The sequence below is a fragment of the Pyxidicoccus caerfyrddinensis genome, from assembly GCF_010894405.1.
Classification (GTDB): Bacteria; Myxococcota; Myxococcia; order Myxococcales; family Myxococcaceae; genus Myxococcus; species Myxococcus caerfyrddinensis.
Window position 1 is genome coordinate 265,990 of sequence record NZ_JAAIYA010000014.1, and the last position, 18,866, is coordinate 284,855.

Annotated in this window: 15 protein-coding genes; 6 read left to right on the forward strand and 9 right to left on the reverse strand. The window is 70.6% G+C overall.

All coding sequences use genetic code 11. The annotated features are described in order from the left end of the window. The first annotated feature begins 147 nt into the window (after window positions 1-147). Window positions 148-1,770: an ABC-F family ATP-binding cassette domain-containing protein gene (locus G4D86_RS31600; RefSeq protein WP_163997791.1), complete on the forward strand. Its 1,623-nt coding sequence runs from the start codon at window positions 148-150 to the stop codon at window positions 1,768-1,770. Window positions 1,771-1,829: 59 nt separating this feature from the next. Here the strand turns inward: G4D86_RS31600 and G4D86_RS52275 are convergent, their stop codons facing one another. The 6 genes from G4D86_RS52275 to G4D86_RS31630 all read right to left on the reverse strand — a co-directional run bounded on the left by G4D86_RS52275 (window position 1,830) and on the right by G4D86_RS31630 (window position 10,363). Further along, complete coding sequence (locus tag G4D86_RS52275; protein WP_205519882.1) at window positions 1,830-5,108, reverse strand: hypothetical protein; 3,279 nt, start codon at window positions 5,106-5,108, stop codon at window positions 1,830-1,832. A 126-nt stretch (window positions 5,109-5,234) separates the two neighbouring features. Next, a complete protein-coding gene (locus G4D86_RS31610; protein WP_163997792.1) occupies window positions 5,235-5,996 on the reverse strand; it encodes a PH domain-containing protein in 762 nt (253 codons plus the stop codon). After that, complete coding sequence (locus G4D86_RS31615; protein WP_163997793.1) at window positions 5,989-6,585, reverse strand: PH domain-containing protein; 597 nt, start codon at window positions 6,583-6,585, stop codon at window positions 5,989-5,991. Before G4D86_RS31615 ends, G4D86_RS31610 begins: the two co-directional genes overlap by 8 nt. 86 nt (window positions 6,586-6,671) lie before the next feature. Then, entirely contained in the window at window positions 6,672-8,111 is a 1,440-nt protein-coding gene (locus G4D86_RS31620; RefSeq protein ID WP_163997794.1) for an aldehyde dehydrogenase family protein, read from the reverse strand. Window positions 8,112-8,172: 61 nt separating this feature from the next. After that, window positions 8,173-9,627, reverse strand: a complete 1,455-nt coding sequence (locus G4D86_RS31625; RefSeq protein WP_163997795.1) for an aldehyde dehydrogenase family protein — start codon at window positions 9,625-9,627, stop codon at window positions 8,173-8,175. A 55-nt stretch (window positions 9,628-9,682) separates the two neighbouring features. Beyond that, complete coding sequence (locus G4D86_RS31630; RefSeq protein ID WP_163997796.1) at window positions 9,683-10,363, reverse strand: TetR/AcrR family transcriptional regulator; 681 nt, start codon at window positions 10,361-10,363, stop codon at window positions 9,683-9,685. 118 nt (window positions 10,364-10,481) lie between these two features. Between G4D86_RS31630 and G4D86_RS31635 the strand changes: the two genes are divergently transcribed. The 3 genes from G4D86_RS31635 to G4D86_RS31645 all read left to right on the forward strand — a co-directional run bounded on the left by G4D86_RS31635 (window position 10,482) and on the right by G4D86_RS31645 (window position 13,111). Then, entirely contained in the window at window positions 10,482-11,099 is a 618-nt protein-coding gene (locus G4D86_RS31635; protein WP_163997797.1) for a phospholipase D-like domain-containing protein, read from the forward strand. Then, complete coding sequence (locus tag G4D86_RS31640; RefSeq protein ID WP_240360573.1) at window positions 11,099-11,704, forward strand: glutathione S-transferase family protein; 606 nt, start codon at window positions 11,099-11,101, stop codon at window positions 11,702-11,704. Before G4D86_RS31635 ends, G4D86_RS31640 begins: the two co-directional genes overlap by 1 nt. Window positions 11,705-11,779: 75 nt before the next feature. Continuing rightward, window positions 11,780-13,111, forward strand: a complete 1,332-nt coding sequence (locus G4D86_RS31645) for a sensor histidine kinase (protein ID WP_240360574.1) — start codon at window positions 11,780-11,782, stop codon at window positions 13,109-13,111. A 21-nt stretch (window positions 13,112-13,132) separates the two neighbouring features. Here G4D86_RS31645 and G4D86_RS31650 read toward each other — a convergent pair whose 3' ends face one another. The 3 genes from G4D86_RS31650 to G4D86_RS31660 all read right to left on the reverse strand — a co-directional run bounded on the left by G4D86_RS31650 (window position 13,133) and on the right by G4D86_RS31660 (window position 15,407). Next, window positions 13,133-13,870, reverse strand: coding sequence for a helix-turn-helix transcriptional regulator (locus tag G4D86_RS31650; protein WP_163997798.1), 738 nt, complete (start codon window positions 13,868-13,870; stop codon window positions 13,133-13,135). Between the two features lie 80 nt (window positions 13,871-13,950). Further along, entirely contained in the window at window positions 13,951-14,853 is a 903-nt protein-coding gene (locus tag G4D86_RS31655) for a fatty acid desaturase family protein (RefSeq protein ID WP_163997799.1), read from the reverse strand. A gap of 194 nt (window positions 14,854-15,047) precedes the next feature. Further along, entirely contained in the window at window positions 15,048-15,407 is a 360-nt protein-coding gene (locus G4D86_RS31660) for a helix-turn-helix transcriptional regulator (protein WP_163997800.1), read from the reverse strand. A gap of 419 nt (window positions 15,408-15,826) precedes the next feature. Here G4D86_RS31660 and G4D86_RS31665 point away from each other — a divergent pair, with 419 nt between their 5' ends. Both G4D86_RS31665 and G4D86_RS31670 read left to right on the forward strand, forming a co-directional pair. Then, window positions 15,827-17,863, forward strand: a complete 2,037-nt coding sequence (locus G4D86_RS31665; protein WP_240360575.1) for a HEAT repeat domain-containing protein — start codon at window positions 15,827-15,829, stop codon at window positions 17,861-17,863. Window positions 17,864-17,903: 40 nt separating this feature from the next. Beyond that, complete coding sequence (locus G4D86_RS31670; protein ID WP_163997802.1) at window positions 17,904-18,863, forward strand: ParA family protein; 960 nt, start codon at window positions 17,904-17,906, stop codon at window positions 18,861-18,863. The last annotated feature ends 3 nt before the right edge of the window (window positions 18,864-18,866 follow it).

An 18,866-nucleotide genomic window follows, 5' to 3' on the forward strand; every position in this document is an offset into this window, starting at 1 on the left:
GTGCGCCCCCGGCATCCCACCGGGAGCCCGTCCGCCCGCCTGCCCCCGGAATGAGAACCCACATCCCCGGGGTTCGGAACACTCTCCCTGGGGCGCCCTCCGTGATAAGGGCGCCGCACCCCGCTTCCCGGGCCCCCGCGCACGCACATGATCCGTCTCGACAACATCGGTAAGCAGAACGGCCAGCAGATCCTCTTCATCGAGGCCTCCGCGGCCCTCCACAAGGGCGAGAAGGTGGGCCTCGTCGGGCCCAACGGCGCCGGCAAGACGACGCTGTTCCGGATGATTACCGACCAGGAGCACCCGGATGAGGGCCAGGTGGCCGTCGACCGAGGCGTCTCCATCGGCTACTTCAGCCAGGACGTGGGCGAGATGAAGGGCCGCAGCGCCGCCGCCGAGGTCATGGACGGCGCGGGCCCGGTGAGCACCGTGGCCGCCGAGCTCAAGTCGCTCGAGGCCGCCATGGGTGACCCGGACCAGGCGGACAACATGGAGAAGCTCGTCGAGCGCTACGGCGTGGTGCAGGGGCGCTTCGAGGAGCTGGGCGGCTACGCCCTGGAGGGCCGGGCGCGGGAAATCCTCGCGGGCCTGGGCTTCACCCAGGAGATGATGGACGGCGACGTGGGCGCGCTGTCGGGCGGTTGGAAGATGCGCGTGGCCCTGGCCCGCATCCTCCTGATGCGCCCGGACGCCATGCTCCTCGACGAGCCCAGCAACCACCTGGACCTGGAGAGCCTCATCTGGCTGGAGGAGTTCCTCAAGGGCTACGAGGGCGCGCTCCTCATGACCTCGCACGACCGCGAGTTCATGAACCGCATCGTCAACAAGGTCATCGAAATCGACGGTGGCTCGCTGACGACGTACACGGGCAACTACGAGTTCTACGAGCAGCAGCGGGCGCAGAACGAGAAGCAGCAGCAGGCGCAGTTCGATCGCCAGCAGGCGATGCTCGCGAAGGAAATCAAGTTCATCGAGCGCTTCAAGGCACGCGCCTCGCACGCCGCCCAGGTGCAGAGCCGCGTGAAGAAGCTGGAGAAGATCGAGCGCGTGGAGCCGCCCAAGCGCCGCACCACGGTGCTGTTCGAGTTCCTGCCGGCGCCCCGCTCCGGTGAGGACGTGGTGAGCCTGAAGAACGTCCACAAGGGCTACGGCAACCGGAGCATCTACGAGGGGCTGGACTTCCTCGTGCGGCGCACGGAGCGCTGGTGTGTCATGGGCGTCAACGGCGCGGGCAAGTCCACGCTGCTGAAGCTGGTGACGGGCTCCACGCAGCCGGACGACGGCACGGTGGCGCTCGGCGGCAGCGTGAAGATGGGCTACTTCGCGCAGCACGCCATGGACCTGCTGGACGGCGAGCGCACGGTGTTCCAGTCGCTGGAGGATGCGTTCCCCCGCGCGGGGCAGGGCAGCCTGCGGGCGCTGGCCGGCTGCTTCGGCTTCTCCGGGGACGAGGTGGAGAAGAAGTGCCGCGTGCTGTCCGGTGGTGAGAAGGCGCGACTGGTGATGGCGAAGATGCTCTTCGACCCGCCGAACTTCCTCGTGCTCGACGAGCCCACCAACCACCTGGACATGGCGACGAAGGAGATGCTCATCACCGCGCTGTCGCGGTACGAGGGCACCATGCTGTTCGTCTCGCACGACCGGCACTTCCTGGCCGCGCTGTCCAACCGCGTGCTGGAGCTGACGCCGGAAGGCATCCACCAGTACGGCGGCGGCTACACCGAGTACGTGGCGCGCACCGGCCACGAGGCTCCTGGTCTGCGCAGCTGAGGTGATTCACCGGCGCGGCGAGGCCCTCGCGAGCCCGCCGCGCTTCCGGCCCGCTGCCGCTACGGCAGCCGGCCGTCGTAGAGGATGGTGACGCCGAGGATGCCGTCGGCGCCCACCGAGCCGACGATGGGCTCCTCCTGGTGACTGGGGCTCAGGTAGAACGAGCCGAAGCCCACCTGGTTCTCAATGGGCGCGGCCACCTCGACGGTGACGTCGATGGGACGGTTGCCCATGAGGCGCTTCACCTGGTCCATGGACATCTCCACGGTGCGCCCGGTGGAGTCCTTGACGAAGAGGGGCGTGCCGCCCGCCGTGGCCAGTTCCGAGCGGAGCAGCTGGAACTGCTGCGGCGAGAAGTACTCGGCGCGCGTCGGCCGGGGCATGGCCGCCACGAAGCGCCCGAAGTTCATCCACCCCACCGAGCCCTGCGAGTTCACCGGCGTGTTCTTCGCCCAGTTCTCGGCGATGTTCGGGTTGCGGGTGAGCATGACGACGTTCTCGCCAACGTTCATTCCCGCCGACTCCTGCGCGCCGTGCCAGAAGCGCTGGAAGAAGGGCTGGCTCTCGATGGCGCCCGCGGCCAGCCGGCCGTCGCGCACCGAGCGCGGGTGGAGGCCGCTGGTGAGGATGGTGTTCAGGTCGTTCAGGCTGATGTCCCGCATGCCGCGGAAGCCGTGGACGCGTGAGCCCGCCGCCCCCGCGCCGAAGCGCGGCATGGGAACGAAGACGCCCACGCCGTCCATGACGACGTTGCCCGGACGCGGCACGGTGTCCACGCCTGGCAGGTCCAGCAGCTTGCTCAGCCCGAAGGAGGTGCCGGCGCTCAGCCCGCCCTGCAAGGCCGCGTTCGTCAGGTGCCGCCGGTCTCCGCTGAAGATGCCCTCCAGCGCGCCCGGCGTGCCCAGCACGTAGGCGCCCATGCTGCCCAGGCCGTCCACGGTGGCGCCGCGCACCGCCGCGCTCATGGCGCCCTGGCCACGCGCCGCCGCGATGACGGACATGCGCAGGCCGAAGTACGTGGTGAGGCCGTCCACCGCGCCGCCGGCCACCGCGTTGGCCCACTTCACCTGGCCCGTCGTCTCATACTGGTTGCTGGCGTTGAGGGCGGTGCTCACCACGCTGGTGGTGAGGCCCGCCGCGCTCGCCTGGAGCGTGGCCGTGCCCAGCGTGACTCCGCCCAGCGTGAGCGTGGCGCCCGCGGGCACCGCCGCCGCCGCGAGGATGGGCGCCGCCACCGCGGCCACCATGCCCACGCCGGCGATGATGGTCCGGCGCCGGTTCTGCACCTGCTCGCCCATGGCGGCAATGGACTCGCCGTAGCGGGGCAGGCTGGCGCGGAACGTCGCGTCCTGCGCGCTGCCCGCCGTCATCGCCTGGGCGATGTAGGCCGGGTCCTTCGAGTTGCGGACCAGGCTCGCCAGCCGCGTCAGGCTGTCGGCGTTGAGGCCGGCGTACTCGTTGAGGCGCGACTTGATGATGGGGTTGCCGCCGTTGAGGATGTTGATGGCGGCGTCGGTGAAGGGGTCTCCGCCGTAGCGGCTCAGGTCCGGGTTGGCGAGGTCTCGTGAGTACTTCGCCAGGTCGTCCAGGTAGTTCGCCGCCTGCGCGGGCGTGAGGCGCTTGGAGTCCACGGCCTGGGCGACGGTGCCGGCGTACAGCGGGCTGCCCAGCCTGGCCACGGCGGGGTGGCGCGCCAGCACGTCCGCGCGCGGGAGCGACACCTGCGCGTCGGGGAGGATGAGGGGCACGCCGTCCGGGCCGGTGGGCACCCGGCCGTCGGTACCGAAGCCGCCGGTCATGCCCTGCGTCACGCCCTGCAGCTGCGTGAAGGCGACGGCCGTGGCGAGGTTGCCGCCGTGGTGGTCGACGAGCCGCGAGTCGAGGCGCGGGTTGTCGAGGAACGCCACCAGCAGGCCGTTGCGCTGCTCTGCGGTGGCGCTCTGGAGCAGGCCGCCGATGTGCTCGTTGCGCAGCAGCGCGCCCATGCGGGCGGACTCGCGGCCCGCGGTCACCCTGTCACCCAGCGCGCATGCGACGCCCAGTCCCTTGCCGAGCGCCTCGCGGAAGTCCGCGTTGACCAGCGGCTGCGGACCGGCCTTCTTCGCGACGGTGAGGAAGAAGCTGGCCTGCGCGCCGTTGGGCACGCCCGCGGTGACGGGCAGCGCGGAGGCCACCTTCATGAAGTCCTGGAGGGCGGACGTGCGGGTGCCGCTGTTGATGAACAGCGGGTCGTTGAAGTCCTTCGCGTTGATGCCGAGCGACGTGACGAACTGCTCCATGCCCTTGGGCCCCACAGCGTCCAGCACCGCCTTCGCGGCCTGGGGCGTGGTGGCGGACTGCATGGCCCAGGAGGCAATCTCCCCGGTGTGCAGGTTCCGGCGGGCGAGCGTCGGGTCCACCGCGGACTTCGCCAGCGCGGCCGACATCTCGGGCGTGAAGCCCTGGGTGGCCTCGGAGAGGTAGTACATGGTGGCGGTGAAGCCGTTGAGGTCCGCGTCGGCTCCGCGCGGGGGGGCGTAGCGCGACACCATGGCGGTGGTGAGCGCGGCGAGCGCCTTCGGGTTCTGCTCCCCGGAGTCCAGCCAGAAGGCGTCCTGGCCGTCGATGATGGCGCCGATGTCCTCCGCGGAGGGGTACTCCGGCAATTGCCGGACGGCCTCGGTGAGGGCGGCCTGCTCCCGCGCGGTGAGGGCGCGGCCGGCGGGGCGGGGCGCGTCCGCCAGCAGCATGCCCTGCGCGGCGGTGGGGATGCGCGCGGCGTCGATGGCGAGCTGCCGCTCGGGCGAGCCCGGGGGCGTGCTCAGCACGCGCTGCATGGCGGCGCCGCTGGTAGCGTGGGCGACCTCGTAGTGCCCCTCGGCGTTGAACTGCTGGAGGCTGGCGTAGCTTCGGCCGGTGGACGGGTCGAAGATGGACTCGCCCTGGCGGATGACGGCGTGGCCGGTGGTGCCCTCGGCGCCCGGACGCGTGTCGCTCAGCAGGAGCACCTCGCTGCGGGCGCGCAGCTGCGGCGTCGCCAGCTCCAGCCAGTCACCCACCGCGTCCAGGCAGTTGCGCTGCGCGTCCCGGGTGTCCTCGGTCAGCAGCGTCGTCGCGGGAGCGGCGGTGTCGGCCGCGGGTGCCACGAGTCCGCCAGCGGCGAGCTGCTGGCTGCGCACGCGCTGCGAGTCGCCGGTGTCGAGGGTCAGCGTGTCCGCGCTGAAGAGGTCGGCGCGCTCCGGCTGCGTCGTCGTCGTTGGCTCCGGCTTCGCCTCGGGCTTCGGCTTGGGAGGCGGTGGCGGAGGCGGCGGTGGTGGCGGTGGTGGCGGCGACGGCGGGTCGCGATTGATGCTGGTCATGGATTTCCCCCTCTTGATGGCGGCACCCTGGTGGGGCGCGCGCCGCTCTTGTTTGTGTATCGGCGCGAGGAGTCTCCGGGTTGCGTGCTCGGAGGGCTCCAGGGCTTGGACACACGGACGTTGCAACTACTCGGTGCGCGTCAGGCCCTGTGGTGACGGGAGCGCCTGTCGCAAGGCTCGTATCTCGGTGAGCAATTCCCTCGCGGCCTCGAGGGCGGCGGGGGACGCGCTGGCGGGCTCGGCCCGCTCCGGCACGGAGTGCTCCCCCAGGCCCGCGTCACGGTGCATGCGCACGCGCGCGAGGATGACGTCGCGAATCTCCCCGGGGTTGCTCACGCCGCGGAAGTGCGCCTCGTGCAGGCGCTCGCCGTGGCCGGAGCCGCCGCCCTTCGAGCCCGAGGAGCCCCCGCCACCGGCGGTCTCCACCTTCACGTCGGAGATGCCGAGCAGGCGCTGAAGGGGGTTCTGCTGGATGGAGACCTGCTGGATGTTGGCGAAGGTCATCGTCTTCTCCTGGAAGGTGACGATGCCCTCATGCAGCCGCAGGCTCCGGTCGGAGAGGACGTACCAGCGGAACGCGTAGTCGAGGCGCGCGACGAGGAAGCCGAACGGGAGCTGGACGATGAAGCCCAGCCAGGCGAGCACCTCCAGGCCCCAGGCAATCTTCTCCGACAGGGGGAAATTGATGACCGGGACGATGGCACTGAGGAACATCGCGCCGACGGTGAGGCCCGCGACCAGGCCCACCTGTTTCACTGCCCAGAGGAACAGCCGGTAGCTGCGATAGGCGGGCGCGGAGCGGAACACCTTCACGTCACCCTCGGGAATCCGGGGCGCGGGAGGAACCTTCAACAGCCGCAGGAGCCACGCGTGGGGAAGCTCAGCCATCCGTCTTCTCCGGAGGCGCGGACGGGGTGCTCAAGTCCTGCCGGAGCGCGCGCACCTCGGCGGCGACCTCGCGCAGCGTGGCGGCGAGCACATCCTCCGTGCTGGAGTGCAGCGCCTGCGTGGCATCGCGAGCCGTGGGCAGCGCGCGGTCTCTCGCGCCCTGCATCTTCGAGTAGAGGAAGTCCCGCATCGCCTCGAAGGCCTGGAGCCCCTCGATGGTGATTTCCGCCTGCGAGTTGCCGCTCGCCGTCTGCACCTGGATTTTCGCGAGCCCGAGCCACCGCTCCACGAGGTTGCTGGACAGGTGGATGTCCTGGATGCGGGCGTAGGTGAGGGACACCTCGCGCCGGAAGAGGATGCCCCAGCGGACGGTGATGCCCTCCGCGTCCAGCTCGTAGCGCAGCGTCTGGAAGCGGAAGTAGTGCAGCAGCAGGAGGATGGGGAAGCCCGGCCCCGCCAGGAACGAGGTGAGCACGTAGTACGTGAGCAGGTTCTGGTGCGGGCGCAGCACGGCGGGAAGCCGCGACAGCAGTGCCACCTCCGCGGCGGCGGACTCCGTGAGCGGAGAGGACGAACGTGTATCGGTCATGTACGGCCCACCCCAAGGACTCCCGCGAAAGGGTCCGCCCAGACACTACGGGCCTGGGGGAACTCCATTGCAAGGTGTCACGGCCCCTATTCGAACAGCCGGCTCGCCAGCCGCGCCAGCTTCTGCGCCTTGCCCGAGTACGGCGGGAAGAACAGGTGCGCCAGCGACGTGCGCCCCTGCCGCAGCACCGCGCGCTCGTGGCTGAACGTCCGGAAGCCCGTCTCGCCGTGGTACGCGCCCAGGCCGCTCTGCCCGATGCCGCCGAAGGGCAGGTTGGGATTCACGTTGTGCAGCACCACCGTGTTGATGCAGGTGCCGCCCGCGCTCGTCTCACGCAGCAGGCGCTCCACCGTCGCCTCGTCCTGGCTGAACACGTAGAGCGCCAGCGGCTTGCCGCCCGCGCGCACCTGCGCCACCACGTCGTCCAGGGACTCGTACCGGAGCACCGGTAGCACCGGCCCGAAAATCTCCTCCTCCATGATGGGCGCGTCCGGCGTCACGTCCGCCAGCACCGTGGGCGCGATGTAGCGCGTCTCCGCGTCCACCCCGCCGCCCATCACCACTCGCGCCCCCGCCTGCACGGTGCGGTCCATCAGCCCGCGCACCCGCTTGAAGGCCCCGTCATCCACCAGCCGGCAGAAGTCCTGGCACGCGCGCCGCGCTTCTTCCGACTTGCCGTAGAAGCGCTCCAGCGCCGCCTTCATCGCCGTCAGCAGCGCCTCCTCCTTCGAGGCATGCACCCACACGTGGTCCGGGGCGATGCACGTCTGCCCCGCGTTGAGGAACTTGCCCCACACCACGCGCTCGGCCGCCGCCTCCACGTCCGCCGTCGCGTCCACCACCACCGGCGACTTGCCGCCCAATTCCAGCGTCACCCCGGCCAGGTGCTTCGCCGCCGCCTCCATCACCCGCCGGCCCACGCGCGGCCCGCCGGTGAAGAAGAAGTGGTCGAACGGCAGCCGCAGGAGCGCCTCGCCCACCTCCGGGCCGCCCTCCAGCACCGCCACCTCGTCCTCGGGGAATGCATCGCGCAGCAATTCCGAGATGAAGCGCGCGGTGTGCGGCGTCTTCTCGCTCGGCTTGCACAGCACGGTGTTGCCCGCGGCGACCGCCGCCACCAGCGGCGACAGCAGAAGCTGGAAGGGGTAGTTCCACGGGGCCATGACGAGCACCACGCCGCGCGCTTCGGATTGCACGTGGCTGGAGGTGCCGGTGAGCAAGAGCGGCGTCGTCACCTTCCGCGGCTTCATCCACCCCTTGAGGTGCTTCTGCACGTGCGCCAGCTCCTGGAGCACGGGCATGACTTCCGTGGCCTCCACCTCGGCGCGGGGCTTGCGGAAGTCCGCGTGGATGGCGTCCGCGAGTGCCTCCCGCCGCGCGACGATGAGCTCCTTGAGCTTGTCCAGCCGGGCCAGCCGCTCCTTCGCTCCGCGCCTCGCCACGTCCCAGCGGCGCGCCTGGAGGCGGTCGAACGCCTCCCGCACACCCTCCGGCATCCGCTCTTCCGCCAGCTTCACCACGTGCATGGACCGGCTCTCCTTCCGGCGGTGTCCCTTTCGAGAACACCGCCCGGACCGGCCATCTTGCCTACTCCATCAGCCGGGTCGCGCGGGAGGCCATTTCCTGCGCCTTTCCGCGATACGGCGGGAAGAACACCGAAGCGAGCGACTTCATCCACTGAACCGTCACGGCCCGCTCATGGCTGAAGGTCTTGAAGCCGTAGACGCCGTGGTAGTGCCCCAGGCCGCTCATTCCCACCCCGCCGAAGGGCAGGTTGGGGTTGGCCACGTGGATGAGGACGTTGTTCACCACCGCGCCCCCGGACGTGGTGTTCCGGAAGACGTCCTCGATGGCCCGCTTGTCCTGGCTGAACACGTAGAGCGCCAGCGGCTTCTCGCCCGCCTGGATGTGGGCGTAGACCTCTTCGCGCTTCTCGTAGGTCATCACCGGCAGCACGGGGCCGAAGATTTCGCCCTCCATGATGGCCATGTCCGCCTTCACGCCCGACAGCACGGTGGGAGCCACATAGCGCGAGGGCCCGTCCGCCAGGCCGCCCACCTCCACCTTCGCTCCCACGGCCACCGAGCGGTCGACCACGTCCTTCACCCGCCGCCACGCCACCGGGTCGACGATGCGCGCGAAGTCCGGGCTCGCCTGCCGCTCCGTCTCCGTGTCGCCGTAGAAGCGGGTGATGACGGCCTTCAGCGCGTCCAGGAACTCACGCTCGCGCGAGACGTGGACGAAGGCGTAGTCCGGCGCCACGCACGTCTGGCCGCCGTTGAGGAACTTGCCCCAACAGATGCGCTCGGCCGCGGCGGTGAGGTCCGCCGTCTCGTCGATGATGACGGGCGACTTGCCGCCCAGCTCCAGCGTCACGCTGGCCAGGTGCTTCGCCGCGGCCTCCATCACCTTCCGGCCGATGCGCGGGTTGCCGGTGAAGAAGATGTGGTCGAAGGGCAGCTCCAGCAGCGCCTCGGCCAGGTCGGCGCCACCCTCGAAGAGGGCCACCTCGTTCTCCGGGAAGACGTCCTTCACCAGCCGCGCCATGAAGCGCGAGGTGTGTGGCGTCTTCTCGCTGGGCTTGCAGATGACGGTGTTGCCCGCGGCGATGGCGGCAATCAATGGCGCCATCAGGAGCTGGAAGGGGTAGTTCCACGGCGACAGCACGAGCACCACGCCGCGCGCCTCGTAACGCACGTGGCTGGACGAACCGGACAGGAGCAGCGGCGTGCCCACGCGCGTCGGCTTCATCCACGACTTGAGGTGCTTCACCGTGTGGTTCAGCTCCTCCAGCGTGGGGTGCACCTCCGTCAATTCCACCTCCATGGCGGGCTTGCGGAAGTCGCGGTGGATGGCGTCCGCCAGCTCCGCGCGCCGGGCGACAATGGCCTCGCGCAGCCGCTTGAGGCGGGCGATGCGCTCGGCGGCGGTGGTGCGCGACATGTTCCACCGGTGCGCGCGCTGGTCCTGGAAGACCGAGCGCAGGCGCTTGAGCTCGGCGGACGGCCTGGTGTCGACGGGGGAGGGGACGGCTTCAAGCATGGGCGCGCTCCGGTTTTGGATTCAGGGGTGTGGAAACGACGAAAGGGGCTCGGGCCTAGCGGGACTCCAGCCCGCGCAGCAGGGTGGTGAGGGCGGCCGTCAGCTCGCCGGTGAAGTCCACGCGCAGCGGGGCCAGGTGCGGCTGCTGGAGCAGCTCGCGCGCCACCGGCGCCACGTCCGCCATCTGCCGCAGGCCCGTCACCAGCGCGTGCAGGTGGATGAGGAAGCGCGGGCCGTCTCCCTCCTTCAGGAAGGGAAGCCGCTGCTCCACCCGGGCCCCGGTGCTCAGGAGCGCGCCCAGCAGCCGCTCCTTGAATGGCAGCACCTGCTGCGCCGTCACGTTCTGCTCCAGCACCGTCTGGAGCATGGCCAACAGCCGCGTCAGCGACTCCTCGCCCTCCAGCGACTCGGCCACCGTGCGCGCCAGCCGCGCGCCCGTCCACCGGCCCTCGCCGTGCTCCAGGAGCCCGTCCAGCCGTGCGAACCACGAGAAGAGCAGGTCTTCCAGCAGCGCCAGGAACAGCGCCTCCTTCGTGGGGAAGTAGAGGAACACCGTCCCCTTCGCGAGCTTCGCCCGCTCCGCCACGTCCGCCATCTTCACGTCCGCGTAGGACGTGGACCGGTACAGCGCCAGCGTCTCGTCGAGGATGAGCCGCCGCCGCGCCTCCTTGTCCTCGTCCTTCCGCGCGCGCAGGGGCAGGGCCCGCTTCGCCTTTGCCGCCGTATTGCTGACCATGAGTCAGATGTAAGGTGACCCCAGGTCAGTCGTCAAGTGACTTGCGGTCATCTGGTGGCGCCCGATGGAAACAGCCGATGATTGGTCGAATGTGGGTGAAGGTGCGAAGCTGCCTCCCATGCGTCCGATTGAAGCGGAGCTCCTGGCCGGCAGCGCGCTGTACCGCGAGGTGGTGCTGGAGAAGCTGCTCCACGCGCGCGAGTCGGTGTGGATGGCCACGGCCAACGTGAAGGCGATGTTCGTGGAGCACGGGGGGCGCTTCGTGCCGCTGGTGGAGGTGCTCGACAAGCTCGCCGCAAAGGGCGTGGCGCTGCGGCTGCTGCACGCGGAGTTGCCCAGCCGTCCCTTTCGCGCGGCCTTCGACAAGAAGGCGCGGCTCGTCGCAGGGGGCCTGGGGCTCAAGGTCTGCCCGCGGGTGCACTTCAAGGCGGTGGTGGTGGACGGGGCGTGGGCGTACCTGGGCAGCGCCAACCTCACCGGCGCGGGGCTGGGGGCCAAGAGCGACACGGTGCGCAACTTCGAGTTGGGCTTCGTCACCGAGGACTTCGACGTCATCGACCGGGTGACGGCGCTCTACGAGGCGGTGTGGAGCGGCGCCGAGTGCCGCACGTGCCGGCTGCGCGCGGTCTGCCCTGACCCAATCTTGCCGGCTGGCGGGAGGTTGGAGCAAAAGCGGGGCGCCGCGCGGTTGGGCAAGGCGCGCCGCTTGAGGCGCCACACCTCGGAGACCCGTTGATGATGAAGCTCTATTTCGCCCCGAAGACGCGCTCCACCCGTCCCCGCTGGATGCTGGAGGAGCTGGGCATTCCCTACGAGCTCGTCACGGTCGACCTGTCGAAGGGGGAGCACAAGCGCCCCGAGTACCTGCGCATCCACCCCATGGGCTCCGTGCCCGCGCTGGAGGACGACGGGCAGGCCGTCTTCGAGTCCGCCGCCATCCTCCAGCACCTCGCGGACCGCTACCCGGAGAAGGGGCTGGCCCCGGCCGTGGGCACGGCGGCGCGCGGCGAGTACTACGCGTGGATGATGTTCTGCATGGCCACGCTGGAGCCGGCGCTCGCCAGCGTCGCCTCGCACACGCACTTCCTGCCCGAGGCCGAGCGCGTGCCGTCGGAGGCGGAGCGGGGCCGCAAGCGCTTCGCGGAGCTGGCGCGCATGCTGGAGGAGAAGCTGCGCGCGCGGGACTTCATCGTGGGTGACGGCTTCACCGCCGCGGACGTGCTGCTGGCCTCCATCCTCGGCTGGGCCCGGGGCAGCGGACTGCTGGCGGACTACCCCGGCCTCCAGGCCTACGTGCAGCGGCACATGGCCCGTCCGGCCGCACAGCGCGCGATGAAGTAGGGCCGTGGCCCGGGGCCACGCCAGGAGGTCTCTCCTGGCCGGCCCCGGCCTCCTCCCGCCCTCCGGAACCCTTCCTTGCGCAAGGACGCCTCCTCCAGGCCGCCCTACGAGTCGGACGAATACCTGCGGCTGCGGCGCCGCAACATGCTGCTGTGCGCGGGGGGGCTCCTGCTGTCCGGCGCCTCGCACCAGCTGACGCTCGGCCGGGTGATTCCGGAGGTCTTCGCCGTCCACGCGGCGTGGAGCGCCAGCTTCGTCGCGCTGGGCCTGGCGGTGGCCGCCCGGTGGGTACCGTCCCGGATGACCGGCGCAATCGCCGCGCTGATCAGCCTGTCCGCGCTGATGCTCGACATCCGCTTCACCGGGGGGCTCGCCAGTCCCTTCTTTCCCGGCCTGTACGCGGTGCCGCTCATCGTCGCCGTCTTCACGCCGGGGCGCCGGGAGCCCACGCTGGTGGCGTGCGCGCTGACGCTGGTGTCCCTGCTGCTGACGTGCTGGTGGTCCGGCGCGACGCTCCAGGCGACGCTGGCGCAGGTCTTCTCCTTCGCCTTCGTCGCGTGGGTGTCCGCGTACGGCGGGAGGACGTTCCGCCGCCTGCGCGACGCGGAGCGCGAGGCGGACCGGGAGCGCGTGGAGGCGCTGCAGCGGCTGGCGGAGAGCGAGCGGCTGCGCTCCCAGTCCGAGCGCAACCGCGCGGAGATGGAGCGGCTGGCGGTGATGGGCAAGCTGGCCGCGGGCGTGGCGCACGAGGTGAACAACCCGCTGGCCTTCGTGAAGTCCAACCTGGGCTTCCTGGAGGAGGAGCTGGGCGAGCCCGCGCCGGACGTGGAGGAGCTGCGGCGCGTGCTGGAGGAGACGCGGCAGGGGGTGATGCGCATCCAGCAGATTGTCGCGGACCTGCGCCGCTTCTCGCGCGACACGGCGGAGAGCGACGAGCGCTGCGCGGTGGGCGACGCGGTGGATGAGGCCCAGCGGCTGGCGTCGGTGCGGCTGCGCAGCCTGGGCGAGGTGATGGTGGACGTGGCTCCGAACCTGCCCCTCGTGCGCATCAGCCAGCGTCACCTGGTGCAGGTGCTCGTGAATCTGCTGCTCAACGCCGCGGACGCGCTGGACACGGCGGAGCCCCGGCGCCCGGCGCGCATCGTCGTGAGCGCCGCGGCCACGGAGGCCGGCGTGAAGATGGAGGTGGAGGACAACGGCCCGGGCATTCCCGAGTCCGTGCTGCCGCGCCTCTTCGAGCCCTTCTTCACCACCAAGCCCCCGGGCAAGGGCACCGGCCTGGGACTGGCGCTGTGCCGCGAGTACGTGGCGCGCGCCGGAGGCACGCTGGCGGCGGAGAACCGTCCGGAAGGCGGCGCCCGCTTCACCCTGTGCCTGCCCGGCGCCGTGGTCCACCGTCAGCGCTGACGGCTGCTTCGTGGCGCCCGCCTACGGAGGCTCCGGGGCCTCGTCCTCGTCGGCCTGGACACTGCCCGCCGTCTCGAGCGCGGGCGTCTTCCCCAGCTTCATGTCCCGCCACGAGCTGGGGGACGCGCCCACCATCTTCCGGAACAGGCTGCTGAAGTGCTGGAGCGAGGCGCAGCCCACCTCCACCGCCACCGCGGTGAGCTTCATGTCCGTCTCCAGCAGCAGCGACTGAGCCATGCGCACCTGCACGGCGTTGAGCTCCGCCTGGAAGGACGTGCCCGCCTCCTTCAGCCGCCGCTGGAGCGTCCGCTCGGACATGCCCATCACCCGGGCCACGTCCGCCAGATTCACGTCCGGGAGCTTGCCCTTCATCACCTGGTGCAGCTCGCGCAAGAGCGGCGACTGGCCGGTGGCCTCGGCGACCAGGTCGTTCAGCTTCGCCAGCAGCGGCGCCGCGAGCGCCTCCGGGTGGCCCAGCCACTCCAGCGCCTGGGCCGGGTCGCTGAAGGCGCGGCTGGGGTACGCCCCGGACAGGAGCGTGTAGAAGCCGCCCACCACCGCGCCGACGACACCCTCCGGACGCACCAGGGCCTGCTTCAACACGGACGTGCTGAAGGCCTTCTCCCGCGGCTGCATGTACTTCACCAGCACCGCGAAGGCGGACGGGTCCGCGGCCTCCAGCCGGCGCGCGTCCACCAGCGAGGCATGGGGCTTCGCGGGCGCCAGCTCCACGTCCAGCACCTGGACGAGCCGCCGCACCTGCGACTCACCCGGACGCCCCCAGAGAATGAAGCCGCACAGGTCCGCCGTGGCGTACCAGTGCAGGAAGCCCTCCCCGACTACGTAACGGCCGAGGGGGTCCCGGAGGTAATCGTCGAGTCCGTCTGCGGATCGCACGGCTCGGCAGAATAGCGCTTAATGATTCGGGCCACCCAGAACGGATTAATGGGCGAAAGCGGGGTGATGAGAGCCGGACGGACCAGGGCCGAGGCGGCAAGCTCCCGGGTGGTCTCCGGCAGCTCGTACCAGGGGGCCTGGGGCTTCAGGTGGTGCGCCTGGTGGTAGCCCGCGTTGAAGAAGAAGAGGTTGTACAGGCGGGACGTAGAAGTATTGCCCAGCGCGTCACGCTGGCTGGCGTCGGTCTCGAAGTGGGCCGCGAGGTTCAGCCAGAGGATGCACACCTGTCCCACCAGGAGCACGCCCCACCAGGCGAGCCCCAGCGCCGGCCGCCAGAGGACGAGCGCCAGCAGGGTGCCGTCCACGGCGATGAAGTCCAGCACCAGCTCCAGGCGCTGGTTGCGCTTCTTCGCCCACCGCCACACCTCGCCCACCGTCTCGAAGGGCCAGAACCAGGGCGTCAGCGCCGCGCGCACGCAGTAGCGGATGGCCCCCTCGCCCGGGCGCCGCCGGCCCCAGTCCCCCGGGCCGTCGTTGTACTTGTGGTGGTTGAAGTGGTGGATGTAGTAGCCGCGGTAGGGGAAGCCGCACGCCATGCCCAGCGTCCGTGACACCAGCCAGTTCGCCAGCTTCGGGCGGGCCGTGGACAGGTGCATGTGGTTGTGCAGGACGGCGTAATTCCAGAACAGCACCACCCAGCCCAGCGCGCACATCCCCAGGCGCCCCGCCAGGCCCAGTGCGTCCCAGCTCAGGATGAAGGACGGGAACCAGACCCACCACAGCGCGTGTACCGCGAGCTGCGGCAAGTCGAAGGTGGGGGGCGGGGGGCGGGGGGCGCGAGTCATGAATACTCTCAGTACGCCTGCCCACGCCGCGCCGCTTCACTCCACGCGCCAAGCGCTTGCATCAAAGCGAAATCCGCCGTGTCGCATCCCCCTCGGATGACTCACCCGGGTTCCCCCCGCCCCGGGCCGAGTCCAATCTGGTTCCCTCTCTTCCGTGTGTGTTGGAAGAGAGGGCACGTCCCAGGGTCGGGACGTCAGTTCTCGAGCGCGTGTGCCACCTGCCCGAGCAGTCGCAGACGCGGCGCGTCCAGCTTGCGCACGGTGCGAAGCAGGCGGCGCACCTCGGGACGCTCGCGGTATTCCGGCGGATCCTCCGCCAGCGCGGGCGCGCCCTCGACGCCGGCCATGCCGAGCAGCACGTCCGACGAGCAGTTGAGGACGAGGCACAGCTTCCTGAGCGTGCGGACGCTGGGGAGCATGTGGCCGCGCTCGAGGCGGCCGTACACTTCGGTGGCGATGCCAACGCGCTCGGCCACGTCGGCCTGGGTCAGCTCCAGCCGCTGCCGCGCCGCGCGAACCGCGTTTCCAATGATGGTTGCCAGTCGTTGTTCCATGGCGTGCGGAAACCTGTCGAAAAGAGGGCTTCGCCCCCCGCTTTCGAGCGGAGAGACACCGGGGAGAAGGGGCTGCTGTTGGTTGCCTCGTGGAACACAGACTACGAGTCGGGTCTGACATTCCGGCGCATCCGGGAAGGCGTGTGGAAGCGTCCGGAAGCGGGCGTGTTTTCCGCCCGGTGAGGACACGCGCGGCGTGAGTCGCAAGTAGAGGCGGAGGCCGAAAAATCGGCCTGGGCGGCGTTGTCAATGATGCGCGAGGTGCGGGATGGAAAAGCCCTGGTGTTTCCGGGGTTTACGAAGGCGGGAGGTCTGACATAGGTTGGGCGCCCCGGTGGGTACCGGGAGACCGGTGCATGCCTCCGGTGACACGGAGCCGGGGGTGCATCGCGCGCCTCGCGGGGAGGGATGTTGAGGTCGTGAGCGACGAGCGTCCGGACGCGCTGCTCAAGAGCGCACTCGAAAAGATTGTGTACTTCGAGGCTCGTGCGGAGCAGCTCCACGGCGAGCTCGACTCGACGCGCGAGGAGATGGCGCACCTGAGGCGTGAGCTGGCGGAGACGGGCCAGCGCGAGCTGGAGCTGCGGCGCGAGGTGGCGGAGCTGGAGGTCCGCATCAGCCGCATGCAGGCCGAGCGCGAGGAGCTGACCCGGCTCAACCAGGCGCTGCGCGGTGAGCGGCACCAGCTCATGGACAAGCTGCTGGACGCCAGTCGCATCCGCTCGTCCGCGCAGGAGCGCGCCGAGGAGGACGACGACCTGGGGCTGGACCTGGCCTCGTTCATCTCGCAGCTGCGCAGCGAGGTGCTGCTGCGCGGCGAGGCGGGCCCGGTGGCCCACGGCGTGGTGGTGCCTCCCGTGCGCGGGCCGGCCGTGCCGCTGCGCGGGCATGCCACGACGGGCTCCGACAGCGAGCCGCCCGTCGCGGCCGTGGAGCATGACAGGGGAAGTGAGGGCCTTTCGCCGGTGGCCCGCGAGGCGCAGCGCTTCTTCCAGGCCGGACGGCTGGGCGTGAGTGCGGCGCAGCACGCGGAGCTGTCCGCGCACGCGGGCTTTGGCAGCACCACCGACGAGACGCTCTTCGGCTTCTCCGTGCGCGAGCTTTCCGCGCAGGACTCCGCTGCACGAGTGCGCGCCGCCGAGCGGCTGAAGGCCCTGGCCCAGCCCGCCGCCGCACCCGCGCTCGCCGCCGCGCTGCATGCGGAGACGGATTCCTCCGCGCAGGTGGCGCTGCTCCAGGCCTTCGCTTCACTGTGCCGCGAGCAGGGTGCGTCCGTGGTATCGCCGCTGTTGGCCTCGCCGGTGCCGGAGGTGCGCATCGCCGCGCTGAAGGCGCTGCTGACGCTGGCGCCGATGGACGCGGCGCCGCACCTGGCGCAGGCGATGAAGGACCCGGACCGCTCGGTGCGTCGGCGCGCGTCGCTGCTGGCGCTGGGGCTGGAGGGCGAGACGGCGCGCCGGCTGGGCGAAGAGGCCATCCACGACGAGGACCCGGAGGCGCGCGCGCTGGCGGCGCTGGCGCTCGGCGCGGGGAGTGGCGAGAACGCGCGCACGCTGCTGCTCGGGGCGCTGGCGGACCGCGAGCCGCGCGTGCGCAAGGCGGCTGCTCAGAGCCTGTCTCGCATCCTCGGGCATGACGTGTCCGCGGTGGTGGATTTGGACGACACGCATCGGCGCCGGGAGATTCGCCGGCTGGCGACGCTGCCCATGAAGCCCGTGCGGGCGAGGTTGGAGCAGCCACGGCCCGTAGTGGTGGCTCCGGTGTTGGCAGTGGCGCAGGTGCCAGTGCAGGTGATGGCCGCAGCCATTGGCGCACCGGTGCAGGTCGTGGCCGCCGCGTCGAATGCCGCCCCCGTGAAGGCGATGAACGGGCAGGGTGCCGCCGCGCAGCCCGTCTACGCCGTCGCCGCAGTGGGGCACGCGCAGGCCGGCTCCGGGGCGTCCGCGCAGAACCTCCGTTCCGCTCCTCCCGCGCAGCAGTTCCGTCCCGGTTCCCCGCCGCCCGCGCAGGTCAGCGCCGTGGCGTCCGCGCAGCCCCGGCCCGCTCCTCCGCCGGCCGCGCCCGCGCAGGTCAGCGCCGTGGCATCCGCGCAGAATCTCCGGCCCGGTGCTCCCGCTCCCGCAGCTCGCGCCAATCCGCCGACTCCCCTGGCTCCGGCCTCACGTCTCTCGCCCGTGCAGGCGGCGCTCGTCGCCATGGGCGCCGTGCCCGGGCAGGCCGCCGCCGCGCCGCGCGCCCCGGCTCCCGCCGAGCCTCCTGCCCGTCCCACCGCCTCTCCCGTCGAGGCGCTCTGCTCGCAGATGCTGGCGGAGGTCCGCTCGGCGGTGCGCGGTCGCTCGCTCGTCGAGCTGGCGGTCAGCCTGTCGGCTCCCGCGGAACTCGCCCAGGAGGCGCTCACCCTCCTGTCCGCACGGGGAGCGGTGGTCCGAAGGGGGCACAAATACTTCGCCGCTTGAGGCAAGGTAGCCGTTCCGCACGTCTTGCGAAGGGTCGTCCATGGAAGCGCCGACGTACAGCTCCAAGCAGGTGGCCGAGATGCTCGGCGTGTCCGCGAAGCAGATTCCGCCGGAGTCGCGGAAGGACATCTACACCCCGGATGACATCTGGGAGCTGCGCACCACGCTGAACGCCTTCCCCGCGCGCCTGGGCCACCGCCGCCAGCTCTTCCTCAACTTCAAGGGCGGCACCGGCAAGACGTCCCTGTCCACCTCCTACGCCTGGCGCCTCGCGGAGCTGGGCTACGCGGTGCTCCTCATCGACCTCGACAGCCAGGGCCACGCCACCAAGTGCCTCGGCTACGAGGGCGAGGACTTCGAGAAGACGCTCCTGGACGTGCTCGTCCGCAAGACGCCGCTGGCCAAGGTCATCCAGAAGTCCACCCTGCCCAACCTGGACTTCGTCCCGTCCAACCTCACCATGTCCACCATGGACCTCGCGCTGATGCCCATGTCCGGCCGCGAGTTCAAGCTGCGCAACGCCCTCAAGGACGTGGAGGCCCAGTACGACGTCATCGTCTTCGACGCGCCTCCGTCCTTCGGCCTGCTCAACCTCAACGCGCTGATGGCGGCGAACGACTTGTTCGTCCCCGTGCTCGCGGACTTCCTGTCCTTCCACGGCCTCAAGCTGCTGTTCGAAACGGTGCAGAGCCTGGAGGAGGACCTGAACCACGTGCTCGACCACGTCTTCATCGTGGTCAACTCCTTCAACGCCACCTTCAAGCTGGCGAAGGAAGCGCTGGAGGCCCTGCAGACGCACTACCCGGAGTTCCTGCTGCCCACCATCATCCGGCAGTGCACCAAGTTCGCGCAGGCCTCCAGCGAGGGCCGCCCGGTGTTCGTCGCGGACCCCACGTCCAAGGGGGCCACCGACATCCAGGCCATGATTGACAACATCCTGCCGCGCCTGGTCGCCGCGGCAGCCGCCGCCCCGAAGAAGGGCACCCAGCAGGCCGGCTGAGAA

Coding starts and splice junctions, on each gene's coding strand:
- G4D86_RS31600 (WP_163997791.1), top strand. CDS start 148: ATGATCCGTCTCGACAACATCGGTAAGCAGAACGGCCAGCAGATCCTC.
- G4D86_RS52275 (WP_205519882.1), bottom strand. CDS start 5,108: ATGACCAGCATCAATCGCGACCCGCCGTCGCCGCCACCACCGCCACCA.
- G4D86_RS31610 (WP_163997792.1), bottom strand. CDS start 5,996: ATGGCTGAGCTTCCCCACGCGTGGCTCCTGCGGCTGTTGAAGGTTCCT.
- G4D86_RS31615 (WP_163997793.1), bottom strand. CDS start 6,585: ATGACCGATACACGTTCGTCCTCTCCGCTCACGGAGTCCGCCGCCGCG.
- G4D86_RS31620 (WP_163997794.1), bottom strand. CDS start 8,111: ATGCACGTGGTGAAGCTGGCGGAAGAGCGGATGCCGGAGGGTGTGCGG.
- G4D86_RS31625 (WP_163997795.1), bottom strand. CDS start 9,627: ATGCTTGAAGCCGTCCCCTCCCCCGTCGACACCAGGCCGTCCGCCGAG.
- G4D86_RS31630 (WP_163997796.1), bottom strand. CDS start 10,363: ATGGTCAGCAATACGGCGGCAAAGGCGAAGCGGGCCCTGCCCCTGCGC.
- G4D86_RS31635 (WP_163997797.1), top strand. CDS start 10,482: ATGCGTCCGATTGAAGCGGAGCTCCTGGCCGGCAGCGCGCTGTACCGC.
- G4D86_RS31640 (WP_240360573.1), top strand. CDS start 11,099: ATGATGAAGCTCTATTTCGCCCCGAAGACGCGCTCCACCCGTCCCCGC.
- G4D86_RS31655 (WP_163997799.1), bottom strand. CDS start 14,853: ATGACTCGCGCCCCCCGCCCCCCGCCCCCCACCTTCGACTTGCCGCAG.
- G4D86_RS31660 (WP_163997800.1), bottom strand. CDS start 15,407: ATGGAACAACGACTGGCAACCATCATTGGAAACGCGGTTCGCGCGGCG.
- G4D86_RS31670 (WP_163997802.1), top strand. CDS start 17,904: ATGGAAGCGCCGACGTACAGCTCCAAGCAGGTGGCCGAGATGCTCGGC.